The sequence below is a fragment of the Nocardia sp. BMG111209 genome, from assembly GCF_000381925.1.
GTDB lineage: Bacteria > Actinomycetota > Actinomycetes > Mycobacteriales > Mycobacteriaceae > Nocardia.
The window spans coordinates 2,552,828-2,566,894 of the sequence record NZ_KB907307.1; the positions used below are offsets into that span (position 1 = coordinate 2,552,828).

Genomic DNA, 14,067 nt, shown 5'->3' on the forward strand with positions numbered 1-14,067 from the left:
GGATATCGCAGCACAATCGACACAGCAGGAGCGTAGGAACGCTACCGAGTTGTGGATCGGCCCCGACCCGGTCGACAGCATTTATGAACCGTCACCGACTCGATACTTCGCAGGGTCGAATACATTTCGATCGCAGTATCGTGATATGCGACGCGGCACGAACATTCGAGCACCGGATACGCCCCACCGTATCGGGCCACCATCATCGGCTGCATCGAGGAGCGCCCATGAGCCCCGATCACGGAATGGTCGGAAGACCGGAATCCATTGCGGCGCGCTCCGATTCATCCGACACCGAGCGTTCGGCGATCACATGGGGCCGCACGGCCCAGCACGCGATAGCCGGTTCGCCGGACAGGGCGCGTGAACCGCAGCGCGCGGTTCTGGTGCGCAGGCGTGTCAGCGGTGCGCACCGTAAGGCGAAACGCGCAGGCGGCGACGCGATCTCCCGGATGGTGGTGGAGGCGGCCGTCCTGTTGACGGCCTTCGGCGCGACCTCGGCGCCGTTGGCGACCGGCGCCGAGCCGGTGGCCACCAACTCGACCGGGCAGCAGATCGATACGGAACCGGCGATACCGGCCGGCGAATCACCCGAAGCCGGACCGGCACCCGGTCCGCCCACCGGTCGTGCCGAAATCCGAGCGGAGTCGGAATTACGTTCGGCGACAGAATCTTCGGTAGCCGGAGCCGGATCATCGCAGACGGAGTCGCCGCCGACCGGGGCAGGGTTGTCCGCCACGTCGGCGATGCGATGGGCGGCAGCCATCGCGAACGGATCGGCGGCGGACGCCGAGTCCCCCGGCGACGGGCAGCCACCGGCACTGGACCCGGACATCGACCGGACCGAACTCGTCGGCGTGGAACACCGCAGCCCACGATGGGATCGCCTGCTGGTGGCCTCGGCATCGATGCACCGCATCGTCCCCGTCGACATCCTCCACGGCAGCTCCGCCGGCACCCCCAGACCCACCCTCTACCTGCTCGACGGAGTCGACGGCGAACCCACCTCCGGCTGGCTCACCAAGGGCGGCGCGGAACGATACTTCGGCGACAAACCGGTGGACGTGGTGCTCACCAGCGGCGGCGTCGGCAGCATGTACAGCGACTGGGACAACGACGACCCTGTACTCGGGCTCAACCGCTGGGAGACCTTCCTCGTCGACGAACTCCCCCCGATCGCGGAAACCTACCTCGGCTCCGACGGCCGACGCGCCATCGCCGGAGTATCCATGGGCGCGCAAGGTGCCATGATGCTCGCCCAACGACACCCCGGCTTCTACCACGCGGTCTCGGGCATCAGCGGCTGCTACTCCACCTCCGACCAACTCGGCCGCACGGTAACCCAGCTCACCGTCGCCTCCCGCGGCGGCGACCCCGACAACCTCTGGGGCCCACCCACCTCACCGGAATGGGTGGCACACGACACCTACCTCGGAGCCGACAAACTACGCGGCACCACCATCCACCTCTCGGTCGGCACCGGCATACCCAGCCTGCCCGACCTCACAGCCGTCGCCGCCGCCCCGGACCCCGCCGCCGCACTACGCCTCGTCGGCGGAGGCGCCGCCCTCGAAGCCGGCGCCCGCGAATGCACACTGCGCTTCGCCGCACGACTGACCGCACTGCACATCCCCTACACCATCGACTACCAACCCGCCGGCACCCACTCCTGGCCCGACTTCACCAACCAACTACCCGCCACCTGGACAGCCATCTCCCGATCATTCGACACCTCCGGACCGGATCCCGCAGACGATATGTGACCGAGCATGAACGGATGCCATCGCCGTCCGGTTGATCGCCGAACTCGACCGAGTGCCGTCGGCCGTGGCCGCGTTCGACCACATCCTGCTGACCGTCCACGAACGAATCCCTCGAACCTGACCCTGGAATCCGGATCGGTGACCGGGGGGGCACAACCGGCCGTGTCATCCGCCGCCGCTGCGGCGGCGCGGGCTGCGGTCAACCCGTCGTGACGACGATGTGACGACCGCACCACCCGGCGGAGTCGGCCGCCACCGGGCCGGGACCGTGCCCGTTTCATCCGATCCGCTACGGGTAGCTGACGATCATGGTCGTCTCCGATGTGGACAGCGCTGCCGCCACGATCGCCTCGGTCGTGGTCGTGGTGCCGGTGCGCAACGAGCAGCGGCTGCTGGCGCCGTGCCTGGCCGCCCTGCGCGACAGCGCCGAGCAGGTGCCGGTCCCGGTGCGGATTCAGGTGGTCCTCGATGCCTGCACGGACCGGTCGGCGCGGGTGGCCGACGCCGCCGGCGCGGAGGTGGTGCACATCGATGAACGCAATGTCGGCGCGGCCCGCGCGGCGGGATTCGCCGCCGCCGGCGCCGGTTGTGACGCGCGGACCTGGTTCGCCACCACCGACGCCGATTCCCGGGTCGACCGGTTCTGGTTGACGCGGCAACTGCACTACGCGCGGGCCGGGATGCGGCTGGTCGTCGGCGTCGTCACGGTCTCGGACTGGGAACAGCATCCGCCCGAGGTGCGCCGCCGCTACGAGGCCGGATACCGTACCGTGGCCCGGACCACCCGGATCCACGGCGCCAGCCTCGGCTTCGGAGCCGACATCTATTGGCGAGCAGGCGGATTCGCGAAGATTGCCACCGGCGAGGACGTGGACCTGGTACGCCGCATCCGGGCCGCCGGCGCACGGGTGGCCTGGGCCGAGGACGTGGTGGCCGTGACCTCCGCGCGCCAGGACGGCCGCGCACCGGAGGGTTTCGCCGCACATCTGCGCAACCTCGCGCCGAGCCCGGAAGCCGGCCATGTCTGACGGCGGCGGCAGCTTCGACGTACCCGGGCGGCTACGGGAACTCTCGCGTTCCGGCGCGCTGGAATTGCCCGTACCCGGCGCCGGGCACACCCTGGCGCGGTTCCGGGCACTCGCGGCGTTCGGCGCGGAGGACACCGTGCTGGGCCGGCTGGTGGAAGCGCACACCGATGCCGCCGCGATCCTGCACGAACTCGGCGGTGCCGCAACGGTTCCCGGTCAGCTGTGGGGAGTGTGGGCGGCCGAACCGCCGGATCCGGTGCTGCACGCCCGCCACACCTCGTCGGGCTGGGTGCTCGAGGGCCGGAAACTGTGGTGCTCGGGTGCGCACCTGTGCACTCACGCGCTGGTCACCGCGCGGACCGGCACGGATCGGCGGCTGTTCGCGATACCGCTGGCGCAGCCCGCGACCACCCCGGTGCCGGACAGCTGGCCCGCAGTGGGTATGCGCGATTCCGATTCCGGCGCAGTAGATTTCGACCATGCGCGCGCGGAGCCGATCGGCGCTCCCGGCGCCTACCTGACCCGCCCCGGGTTCTGGCACGGCGCCGTGGGTGTCGCGGCCAGCTGGTACGGCAGCGCCTGCGCGGCCGCCCGGCCCCTGCACGCCTACGCGGCGTCCGGCCACGCCGACGAGCACGCGCTGGCACACCTCGGCGCGATCGCCACCGTGTTGCGGGCCGCCCGCGACGGCCTCGCGCGCGCCGCGGCCGAGATCGACGACGACCCGGCCGGCGATCCGGCGACCGCCCGGATCCGCGCACGTCTCGTGCGGGCCGTGGTCGAGCAGGCCGTGACGACCACCCTGGATCGGGTCGGACGCGCGCTCGGCGCCACCCCGCTGTGCGCGGACGCGGCCCATGCGCGACGCGTCGCCGACCTGACCGTTTACGTACGCCAGAGCCACGCCGAGGCCGACCTGGCCGGCCTCGGCCGCGACCTCGCCGCAACGGATCCCGTACGGCCGGACCTGTGATCGACATACATGCCCCCGGACCGGCCGACGCCGTATGGACCGAGTGGCGGAATCACTGTCCGCCCTTGCCGATTCGGGACTGGCGACGGCTGCTCGTGGTCGCCGCTCATCCCGACGATGAAATACTCGGCGCGGGCGGCCTGCTCGCCGCCGCGGCCGCCGCGGCGATGGTGGTCACCGTGGTCGTCGCCACCGACGGCGAGGCATCCCATCCAGGTTCTCCCACCCACGACCCGTCCCGGCTGGCGGCCCTGCGGGCCGAGGAATCACGCCGCGCCGCAATCGAACTCGGCCTCGCCGCCCCGATCCGGCTCGGCCTGCCCGACGGCCGGCTCGCCGCACACGAGACCCGACTGACCGAGGACCTGCACGCCCTGCTCACCGACGGGCCCACCTCCGGCCTGCGCTGCGTCGCCCCCTGGCGGCACGACGGCCATCCCGACCACGAGGCCGCCGGCCGGGCAGCGGCCGCCGTCTGCGCCGCCACCGGCACCCGGCTGCTGGAATACCCGGTCTGGATGTGGCAGTGGGCCCACCCGGACCACCCCCGGCTGCGGACCACCGACCCGGCCGCACTGTCCCTACCGGCCGCCGCGCTGGCCGCGAAACACCGTGCACTGCATTGCTTCCCCAGCCAGACCCGGCCCCTGTCCGACCATCCCGCCGACGCGCCGATCCTCCCGGAACACATCGTGGCCCGGTTCACCGGCCCGACCGAGATCTACTTCCGATGACACCCGGCCGGATGCCGTACGAGTATTTCCAGGAGATGTACGCGCGCGACCGCGATCCCTGGAAATTCGCCACGCGCTGGTACGAGGAGCGCAAACGCGCGCTCGCCCTCGCCGCACTACCGCAGCGTCGTTACCGCTGCGCCTTCGAACCGGGTTGCGGCATAGGCATTCTCACCCAGGAGCTGCTCCCCCGCTGCGACCGGATCATCGCCACCGACATCGCCGACGCGGCACTGCGCACCGCCACCGAACGGCTCACCCGCGACCGGCAACCCGGTAGCGGCACAGTGGAATTGCGGCAGTGGGCGCTCGGAGACGACTGGCCCGCAACACAATTCGATCTCATCGTACTCAGCGAGGTCTGCTACTACCTCGACACCGACGGCCTGCACACGGCCGTCGACGCCGCCGTCGCACACCTCGACCGCGACGGCACCCTGGTGTGTGTGCACTGGCGCCACCCGGTCCCCGAATATCCACTCACCGGCGATCGGGTACACGCCCTCATCGCCGCACACCCGGGACTGACACCGATGGCACGCTACCGCGACGACGATTTCCTCCTCGACGTATACACCCCCGCGCAGACCGGGCGGCGCTCCGTCGCGGAGCACGAAGGTCTGGTGTGAGCAGCGCAATCATCTTCGCCCCCGGTCGAAATGCCGGTGGGCGATCGAGGGGTCAGGAGAGTCTGCCGCCGGCGACCCGTTTCGTCACCGCGGGGGCAACCAGCCCGCCTGCGACGATACCGGCGCCGACAGCGGCCACCAGCGGCACGCTACTCACCAGACCGGCGACGAACAGGATCAGACCGACGAGCAGCATGCAGACAATCCCTTCCGGAAAATGGCCGTGGCGGTCGGCGTCGATCACGCCGATATTCCCGGGTACCAGTCGCAGCGCCGGCTAAACCTCGGCACGTCCGCCGACTACGGCGTCCGGCCGTCCCGGAGTCCGTGCATCACGGAAGGGGCGGCGAATCGTCTCACCAGGTCGTATTCGGCCTGTTTGTCCTTGAGCGGCCAATACCACAGGGAGAATGTGATGCGGAACAGCCATTGCGCGGCCACCGGGTCGTCGCGGCCGATCATCTCCGTCGCGATCCTGGTCACCAGCGGGGAGTCGCTCACGAAGCCGGAGTCCCGGCCGGGCCGGACATCTCCCATGATCAGTTGCCCGAGCGGTTCGGCGCGCATGTGCTCCAGGCCCACCAGGACCGCGGCCACCACGCGTTCGGTTCCCTCGAGACCTTCGAGCGCCTGGTGGATGGATTGGACGATGCGTTCGGAGAACCGATCTATCAGGGATTCCAGAATGACCGCTTTACCGCCGGCCCGGCGGTAGACGGTGGCGGGCGAGCAGTGCAACGCGGCGGCGAGGGCATCGATGGTGAACGCTTCGAACCCGTTGCGCGAGACCAGTTCCGATGCTGCCGAAAGTATTCGCTCGCGCATTTCCGTGCCGCGGTCGACTCCGGAAAGCCAGTCGCCACTTCTCACCGCAGATCGTTCCTCGATACGCCGGACGGAGGTCATATTCGTTCTCTCATGTGCGAGACAGGATATCGCTCGTGTCTCACGGCTATGCGCTGGTCCGGATCATCGGCGGCGCGAACGACCGTTGTGCGCCGGCGACGACGGTTTCGCAACTTCCCGGCGGGGCGTTGACCACCCGGCCGCGGCGCTTGCAGCCTGGAGTGATGACGCCGTCGACACCTCCGCGCATATGTCGCACAATCCCTTGTCGCGCTTCGGATCTGCCGGGGGTGCGGTGATGATCGACTTCGAGGGGCAGGTCGTCGTGGTGACCGGGGCCGGCCGGGGCTTGGGCCGCCTGTACGCACTGGATATGGCCCGGCGCGGCGCGTCGGTGGTGGTCAACGATCTCGGCGCGACGATGGGTGGTGAAGGGTCCGATCCGCGCGTCGCCGACGAGGTGGTCGCCGAGATCCGCGCGGCGGGCGGGAACGCGGTGCCGTCGTTCGACTCGGTCGACAGTCCCGAAGGCGGCGACGCCATCGTCCGGACCGCGATCGAGCATTTCGGGCGTCTGGATGCCGTGATCAGCAATGCCGGCATCTTCGACAGCGTCCCCTTCGACGAGATGACACCGCGACAATGGCGGCACATGCTCAGCGTCCACCTCGACGGCGGTTTCCATGTGAGCCGACCGGCGTTCGAGGTGATGAAGCGGCAGGGATACGGACGATTCGTCTTCATCTCGTCCTCGGGCGGCCTGTTCGGGCAGCACCTCGAAGCGCACTACGGCGCCGCGAAAGCGGGACTGGTCGGGCTGAGCAATGTCATCGCGCTCGAGGGAGCCGATCACGGCATCCTCTCGAATACGGTACTGCCGTTCGGGATTTCACGCATGGTCACGCAAACCGTCGATGCGCACACCCTGTCGAATTCGGGACTCGAGCAGTTGATCGCGCCGGAAAAGGTCGTTCCGATGATCACCTACCTCGCCAGCCGCGCCTGCCGGACCAGCCATCAGAATTTCTCGGCCTGTGCCGGTCGATTCGCCCGCGTCTTCATCGGCATCGGCGACGGCTGGATGGCAGACCCGGACACCACCCCCACCGCGGAGGATATCGCCGGCCGCTTCCCGGCGATATCGGGAACCGAACCCTTCACCGTCCCGGCCCACATCTACGAAGAACTGTTCCACGTCGTGGGCCGCCGGAACGAAACCGGGAACAAGGACGCCTGAGCGCAAAGGCAGCCGGACCGCGATTACCGGATGTTTCTCCATTGTAATCTGTTGCTGTACACGGCTATTCGCTCGGTGATACCGTTCGCATCGGGTGGTCGTCCGGCCGGTGTGGCAACAGCCGCGAGGCCGGCGAATCCGTGATCCGCGAGTGAGCGACGAGTAACGGATTCACCGGGAACGACGTCCGCCGATACCCGGGATTCTTGTTCGAGCCGAGACCGATTGCGCTGTGCCGCAATGATCGTCGACAACGCCGAGAACGGGAAGGGGAAGGAATATCGTGCCTTTCCTGCATGATCTGCTGGTCGCGCAGGCGACGAAGGCCCCGGACGATATCGCCGCACTGTACGGCGACGACGCCATGACGTTCGCCGAGATCGACGCTGCCGCGGATCGGGTGGCCGCCGCGCTCGTCGCCCGCGGGGTCCGGCCGGGCGACCGGGTGGGCCTGCACATGCTGCGCTCGCTCACGCTGGTTCCCGCCGTCTTCGGGCTGTTGCGTGCCGGTGGCGTCTGCGTGCCGATCGATCCGGAGGATCCGGTCACGCGCCGGGCCACGATCCTGGAACATTCCGGAGTCACTGTCGTACTCACCGAGCGCGCGTTACGCGGCTCCCACGACGCCGACGAGGTCGAGGCCGAGGCCGCGGTGTCCGGCGCGCCTCTTACCCGTCCGGTCGACCTGGACGACGACGCGCCCGCCTTCGCGTTCTACACCTCCGGGTCGACCGGAGTGCCCAAGGGCGTGGTGCTCACCCACCGTGCCCTGCTCAGTGGCCAGCAATGGCTGCAGTCCGCGTTCCCGCTCGAGCCCGGCCGGCGGCAACTGCTGCGCACCACCCTCAGCATCACCAACCTCGTTCGTGAGGTGTTCTGGCCGATGCTGTTCGGCGGCACGATCGTGATCGTGCCACCCGGTGCGCACAAGGATCCGGACCGCCTGGTCGAGATGATCAACGAATACGACGTCGCCGTGGTGCTGGTATTGCCCGCGCTGCTGTCCGGGATGCTCGACAATCCGGCGTTCGCCGCCAATACGTCACTCGAGTACGTGTTCTGCAGCAGCGACGTCATGCCGGGCGATCTGCCGGAACGGTATTTCGCGACCGGTCCCGGCGCGCGGCTGTTCAACCTCTACGGCCTCACCGAGGCATTGTACTGCACCCGGTTCGAATGTCTGCGCGGCGCCGCGTACGACGGCTTCGTACCGGTGGGTTCCGCCGCCGAGCTGACCCCGCACATCCTCGACGACACGCTGGGGCCGGTCCCGGACGGCGGGACCGGCGAGCTGTGCATGACCGGCGCCGGGATGTCGTCGGGCTACAGCGGGCTGCCGGAACTCACCGCGGCCCGGTTCGTCGACACCGTCCACGGCAGGACGTTTCGTACCGGGGACCTGGCTCGCCGCTCCGCGGACGGCCGGATCGAACTGCTCGGCCGGATGGACGATCAGGTGAAGATCGCCGGCTTCCGGGTGGAGCTGGGCGAGGTCGAGGTCCGGCTGCGCGAGCTTCCCGGCGTCGAGGACGCGGTCGCGGTGGGACAGCGCGGCGCGAACGGGCACCAGCGGCTGATCGCCTATCTGATCGGCGACGGCGACACGCTGACCGCGGCGGCGATCCGCGAGCGGCTGTCCGAGCGGCTCCCCGACCATATGGTTCCGGCGGCGTTCGTGGTGGTCGACGCGATTCCGTTGACCCACAACACGAAAGTCGATCGCCGCGCCCTCATGGATTTGCCGGGCCGGCAGCTGGCGGCCACCGAGTCCTACACCGCGCCGCGCACCGAACTCGAAACCTACCTGTGCGGGGTATGGGCCGAACAACTGTCGGTACCCGAGGTGGGTATCCACGACAATTTCTTCGCCCTCGGCGGTGACTCGATCCAGGGCTTCCTGGTCTCCGCGAAGGCTCATCGGGACGGCGTCGCGCTGAGTACGACCCAGGTGTTCGACACACCGACCGTCGCGGAAACGGCGCGATATGTCGCGACCGGTCCGGCGCGCGCCGCGGCCGCAGATCCGGCCGGTGACACGATGTCCGCCGCGGAACTCGCCGCGGTACGGCGCGCGGCCGCCGATCCGGCCGGCATCGAGAACGCGTACCCGCTCACCCCGACACAGCTGGGCATGCTGTTCCATTCGCTGCTCGACGCCGATTCGGGGGTCTACTTCGAGCAGATCGTCCATGCCCTCGACGGCGAACTCGACGTCGCCGCCTACCAGCGCGCGTGGCAGCAGGTCGCCGACCGGCACGAGATCCTGCGGGTACGGATCGCCACCCGCGACCTGCCCCGGCCGATGCAGGTGGTTCAGCGTGGCGCACGGCCGGAATGGACGACCGTCGACTGGTCCGGCCGTGCGGACTGGCCGGATCTGCTGGCGGATCATCTCGGCGAGGACCGGCGCCGCGGATTCGACCTCGACCGGGCGCCGCTGTTGCGGTTGACGCTGGTCCGGCTCGGCACGACGACGTTCGAGCTGGTGATCAGCTATCACCATCTGATCCTCGATGCCTGGTCGTTGTCGGTGCTGTTACGCGACGTCCTCGAGATCTACCGGGCCGACCGGGCGGGCGTGCCACCGCAGTTGGCGCCGGCACGCTCGTTCGGTGATTACGTGACTTTCCTGGAACGGCAGGACGGCACCGCGGCGCGGCAGTACTGGGCCGAGCGCCTGGCCGAATTCGGCGGGCCGACCGTCATCGGCACGTCCACCCGGCTCGGACTGTCGGCGAGCGCGCAGGAGTTGCATGCCGAGGCCCGGCTCGATCTGGGCGAACAGCTCACCGAACAGCTGCTCGACTACGGGCGCGCACATCAGCTGACGCTGAACTCGATGGTGCAGGCGGCGTGGGCGATCGTGCTCGGCGGATTCGGCGACCGATCCGATGTGTGTTTCGGTATCACCGTCACCCACCGGCCGCTCGCCCTGGCCGGCGTCGAGGACATCGTCGGAATCTTCATCAACACGATGCCGATGCGGGTCCGGCTGGAGGACGACCGGGCGATCGGGGTCTGGCTCCAGCGAATTCAGCACGCGCAGGTCGCCGCCCGTGCTCACGACCATTACCCGCTGCCCTCGATCCAGCAGCATACGGACCTGCCGAACGGGCAGCTCATGTTCGAGTCGTTGCTCGTCTTCGAGAACTTCCCCCGCCGCACCGGGTGGACCGGCCGCGGCGGTGTGGACATGCGCCAGGAACGCTACGTCGGCTGGACCAACTATCCCCTGGCGATCGAAGCCGTTCCGGAACAACAGCTCTACTTCCGGGTCACCTACGACCGGGCCTGCTTCGACGCGAATCTGGTGGACACGGTGCTCGCGGCATTTCGTGATGTGCTGGCGGCGATCGCGACCGGCGGGTCCGGCACGGTCGGCGACCTCGTGCACCGGGTCGCCGCGAACCGGCCGCAACGGCCGGAACCCCTGCGCGAGAAGGCTTTTCCCGCACGAGGCACCGCCGTCCGCGCGCCGGTGGCCACTGCGCCACGGACCGATCGCGAGGCCGCGCTCGCCGCGATCTGGTCCGAGGTGCTGGAGGTGGACGAGGTCGACGTCGGCGCCTCGTTTCTCGCGCTCGGCGGAAGTTCGCTCGCCGGAATGCATCTCGCCGGGCTGGCCAGGGCCGCCGGGTTCGACGTGAGTGTCGCGGACCTGTTCCGCGCCGAACTCACCGTGCGCGATCTGGCGAACCGATGACCACCCGATCCGTTCCCATCCGAGAGGTGCGCACATGACCGGCCTCGCTTTCCAACGGCGCGCGGATGCCGCGGTGCGGCAGGAGCACGGGTGCGAGGTCCGCCGCATCCTGCCCTGGGGGCACACCGGCCCGTCCGACACCGGAATGGGTGTGTGCGCGGTGGCGCCGGGCACGGTCAGCACGCCCCACCGCCACGTCGACCACGAGCAGTTCTATGTGGTGCGCGGACACGGCCGGGTCCATGTCGACGACGAGAGTCTCGAGATCGGTCCCGGCGACGCCTTCGTGGTCGGCTCCCGGCAGCTCCATTTCTTCGAAAACTGTTCGGCCACAGACATACTCGAGCTCATCTCGGTGTGGTCGCAGGGTCCGCTGGGCGGCGCCTCGTGACCGGATTCCTCGTCACCGCCACCCCGCCGACGCCCAACGGCGATCTGCATGTCGGTCATGTGGCCGGTCCGTATCTCGGCGCGGACGTGTTCACCCGGGCGCAGCGCATGCTCGGCCACACCGTGAAATATGTGTCCGGCGTGGACGATCACCAGACCTATGTGGTGACCACCGCACAGGGACTGGGCCGGGAACCTGGTGAGTTCGCCGCGCACTGCGGTGCCGACATCCGGGAAACTCTGCGGGTCGCCGGCATCGACATGGACGTGCTGCGGACCCCCGACGCCGCGTACCGGGCCGACGTCGCCGGGTTTTTCGCCGAACTGTACGACAAAGGCGCACTTGCCCGGCGCGAGTGGGTTTTTCGCTACGAACCGGACACCGGTCGCCACCGGCTGGAGGCCTTCGCGCCGGGATACTGCCGGACCTGCCTGGCGACCGTGTGCGGGACCGTCTGCGAACTGTGCGGACACCCCGGCGGCCCGGGGCCGCTCTACGGCGAGGACGGCACCGTCGCCCGGACCGTGCCGATTCTCGTTCTCCCACTGGAGGATTACCGCGAGCGGTTCGTGCGGTTCTACACCGATCGGCGCGACACCGTGCGCCCGCACGTACTGCGGTTCGTCACGGAGATGCTGTCCCGGCCGCTACCCGACTTCCCGATCACCTATCCCGCGGACTGGGGAATCCCGGTGACCCTCGACGGCTACGGCGGGCAGGTGTTCAATGCCTGGGCGGAGATGCTGCCCGGCCTGGTGCGTTCGGCCACCGACGTGTGGCGGGCCGGTTCCGGCTACGAACTGGTGCAATTCCTGGGCTACGACAATACGTTCTATTTCTCGCTCGCCCACCTCGCGCTGACCTTCGCGCACGGCGGCCTGATCCTCCCCACGGCCATCGTGACCAACGAGTTCTATCACCTCGACGGCGCCAAATTCTCCACCAGTCGCCGGCATGTGATCGGGGCACGCGATCTGGTCGTCCGGCACGGCGCCGACGACGCGCGCTTCTACCTGGCCCTGACCAACCCCGAACTACAGACCTCGGACTTCTCCGACGCGCAGTTCCGGCACACCGTGCGCACCCGGTTGCACGACCCGCTGAACGCGATCGCCGCGGCGCTCGAACCGCTGTCCGGCCGTCCGGTCCCGGGCACCGCGTACCCGCTGCTCGACGGCTACCGCGACCGGATGCGGCAGGCGTATTCGCTACCGGACTTCAGCATCCGCCGAGCGGCGGAAACCACGGCGAATCTGCTGGCACTGCTGGCCGAACGAACCTGTGCCGAACCGGCATTGGGCGTGCACGGCCTGCGTGCCATCGCGGTGTGGGCCGCGCCGCTCGTACCGGAATTGGCCGCCCGGATCGCCGCGCAGTACGCGGACCCGCACACCGTTCCCAGTACCACGGCCATCCGCGGCGAGGCGCATCGGCCGCACATTCGATCGGAGCATCATGACACGCGACGCCACTGCGCGGAAGAACGGTGAGCAGGAACGGATTTCCGGTCCGGACGATCGGAGATCGGGGCTACCGTGTACCGGCGACCGGATCGCCGAACTCTCCGCGGCGCACGGTACCCCGCTGTGGGTCTACGACGCCGGCCGTATTCGCTCGCACATCGAATCGCTGCGCCGGTTCGACGTGATCCGCTACATGCAGAAGGCCTGCTCGAATATCCACATACTGCGCTTGATGCGATCCGAGGGCGTACACGTCACGGTGGTTTCGGCCGGGGAGCTGGATCGGGCACTGACCGCGGGCTACCGCGTCGACGGTCCGGACCGGCCGATCGTCCTCACCGCCGACCTGCTCGACCGGCCGACCCTGCGCACCGTCGTCGAGCTGGGTGTGCCGGTGAACGCCGGCTCGCCACACATGCTGTCGCAGATCGGCCGGCTCGCGCCCGGACATCCGGTGTGGATCCGTATCAATCCCGGATTCGGGCACGGCCCCGGCCGCCGGACCAGCGCCGGCGGCGCGCAGAGCAAGCACGGCATCTGGCACGAGCAATTGGCCGAGAACCTGGCTCTGATCGACCGATACGACCTCGATCTGATCGGCCTGCACATGCACGTCGGGTCGAGCGCGGACCACGGACACCTGGCGAAGGTCTGCGACGCGATGGTGAAACTGGTTCTGGCACACCAGCGCCCGATTCACGCCATCTCCGCCGGCGGCGGCCTGCCGGTCCCCTACCAACCCGGAGACCCCGTGGCGGACGTCGACCACTGTTTCCGGCTCTGGGATACCGCACGGCGGGAAATCGCCGCCGCGATCGGTCGTCCGGTGCGGCTGGAGATCGAACCCGGACGGTATCTGGTGGCGTCCTCGGGTGCATTGATCACCGAGGTCCGGGCGCACAAACCGGTGGGCGGCAACCATTTCGTGCTCGTGGACGCCGGATTCAACGACCTCGTGCGGCCCGCCATGTACGGCAGCACACATCGGGTCTCCGCCTTCGGTCCCGACGGCCTCCCGCGCACCGGATTCGCTCGCGAAACCGTTCTGGCCGGCGCGCTGTGCGAATCCGGCGACGTCTTCACCCAGGACCCGGCGCACGAGGTCCGGCCGGTGTCGTTGCCCGCGACCGATATCGGGGATCTGGTCGTCTTCCACGACGCCGGCGCGTACGGAGCCAGCATGTCCTCCACCTACAACTCACGGCCCCTCGCACCCGAAGTCCTCATCGACCGCGGGGTTCCTCGACTGATCCGCCGCCGGCAGACGATCGAGGACCTGCTCGCCCTGGAAATGTGAAGC

General features: G+C 68.9%; 13 protein-coding genes and 1 pseudogene. 10 read left to right on the top strand and 4 right to left on the bottom strand.

Translation table 11 applies throughout. The annotated features are described in order from the left end of the window. The first annotated feature begins 227 nt into the window (after positions 1-227). From G361_RS43275 to G361_RS0111775, 5 genes are all read left to right on the top strand, one after another. Positions 228-1,763, top strand: a complete 1,536-nt coding sequence (locus tag G361_RS43275) for an alpha/beta hydrolase family protein (protein WP_231386853.1) — start codon at positions 228-230, stop codon at positions 1,761-1,763. Positions 1,764-2,071: 308 nt separating this feature from the next. After that, positions 2,072-2,791: a glycosyltransferase family 2 protein gene (locus G361_RS0111760; protein ID WP_019927277.1), complete on the top strand. Its 720-nt coding sequence runs from the start codon at positions 2,072-2,074 to the stop codon at positions 2,789-2,791. Then, positions 2,784-3,764, top strand: coding sequence for an acyl-CoA dehydrogenase family protein (locus tag G361_RS0111765; protein ID WP_019927278.1), 981 nt, complete (start codon positions 2,784-2,786; stop codon positions 3,762-3,764). The genes G361_RS0111760 and G361_RS0111765 overlap by 8 nt, the downstream gene beginning before the upstream one ends. A gap of 65 nt (positions 3,765-3,829) precedes the next feature. After that, positions 3,830-4,498, top strand: a complete 669-nt coding sequence (locus G361_RS0111770; protein ID WP_231386855.1) for a PIG-L deacetylase family protein — start codon at positions 3,830-3,832, stop codon at positions 4,496-4,498. 11 nt (positions 4,499-4,509) lie between these two features. Beyond that, positions 4,510-5,127, top strand: coding sequence for an SAM-dependent methyltransferase (locus G361_RS0111775; protein WP_019927280.1), 618 nt, complete (start codon positions 4,510-4,512; stop codon positions 5,125-5,127). Positions 5,128-5,179: 52 nt separating this feature from the next. Here G361_RS0111775 and G361_RS0111780 read toward each other — a convergent pair whose 3' ends face one another. The 4 genes and pseudogenes from G361_RS0111780 to G361_RS49350 form a co-directional block, all read right to left on the bottom strand. Then, entirely contained in the window at positions 5,180-5,371 is a 192-nt protein-coding gene (locus tag G361_RS0111780; RefSeq protein WP_019927281.1) for a hypothetical protein, read from the bottom strand. 56 nt (positions 5,372-5,427) lie between these two features. Then, positions 5,428-5,727, bottom strand: a complete 300-nt coding sequence (locus G361_RS51780) for a hypothetical protein (protein ID WP_369797919.1) — start codon at positions 5,725-5,727, stop codon at positions 5,428-5,430. Between the two features lie 135 nt (positions 5,728-5,862). Continuing rightward, a pseudogene (locus tag G361_RS51785) lies at positions 5,863-6,033 on the bottom strand (hypothetical protein); the annotation flags it as partial. Positions 6,034-6,079: 46 nt separating this feature from the next. Then, on the bottom strand, positions 6,080-6,223 hold the full coding sequence (locus tag G361_RS49350; protein ID WP_019927283.1) for a hypothetical protein: 144 nt from the start codon (positions 6,221-6,223) through the stop codon (positions 6,080-6,082). Positions 6,224-6,271: 48 nt separating this feature from the next. Here G361_RS49350 and G361_RS0111795 point away from each other — a divergent pair, with 48 nt between their 5' ends. The 5 genes from G361_RS0111795 (at position 6,272) to lysA (ending at position 14,064) form a co-directional block, all read left to right on the top strand. Further along, the gene (locus G361_RS0111795) at positions 6,272-7,210 is read left to right on the top strand and encodes an SDR family NAD(P)-dependent oxidoreductase (protein ID WP_026342950.1); all 939 of its coding nucleotides are present in this window, start codon (positions 6,272-6,274) and stop codon (positions 7,208-7,210) included. 283 nt (positions 7,211-7,493) lie between these two features. Beyond that, positions 7,494-10,913, top strand: a complete 3,420-nt coding sequence (locus tag G361_RS0111800) for a non-ribosomal peptide synthetase (RefSeq protein ID WP_019927285.1) — start codon at positions 7,494-7,496, stop codon at positions 10,911-10,913. A gap of 34 nt (positions 10,914-10,947) precedes the next feature. After that, positions 10,948-11,304: a cupin domain-containing protein gene (locus G361_RS0111805; RefSeq protein WP_019927286.1), complete on the top strand. Its 357-nt coding sequence runs from the start codon at positions 10,948-10,950 to the stop codon at positions 11,302-11,304. Then, on the top strand, positions 11,301-12,794 hold the full coding sequence (locus G361_RS43280; RefSeq protein ID WP_019927287.1) for a class I tRNA ligase family protein: 1,494 nt from the start codon (positions 11,301-11,303) through the stop codon (positions 12,792-12,794). Before G361_RS0111805 ends, G361_RS43280 begins: the two co-directional genes overlap by 4 nt. Then, entirely contained in the window at positions 12,760-14,064 is a 1,305-nt protein-coding gene (lysA, locus tag G361_RS0111815) for a diaminopimelate decarboxylase (protein WP_019927288.1), read from the top strand. Before G361_RS43280 ends, lysA begins: the two co-directional genes overlap by 35 nt. Positions 14,065-14,067: the final 3 nt, after the last annotated feature.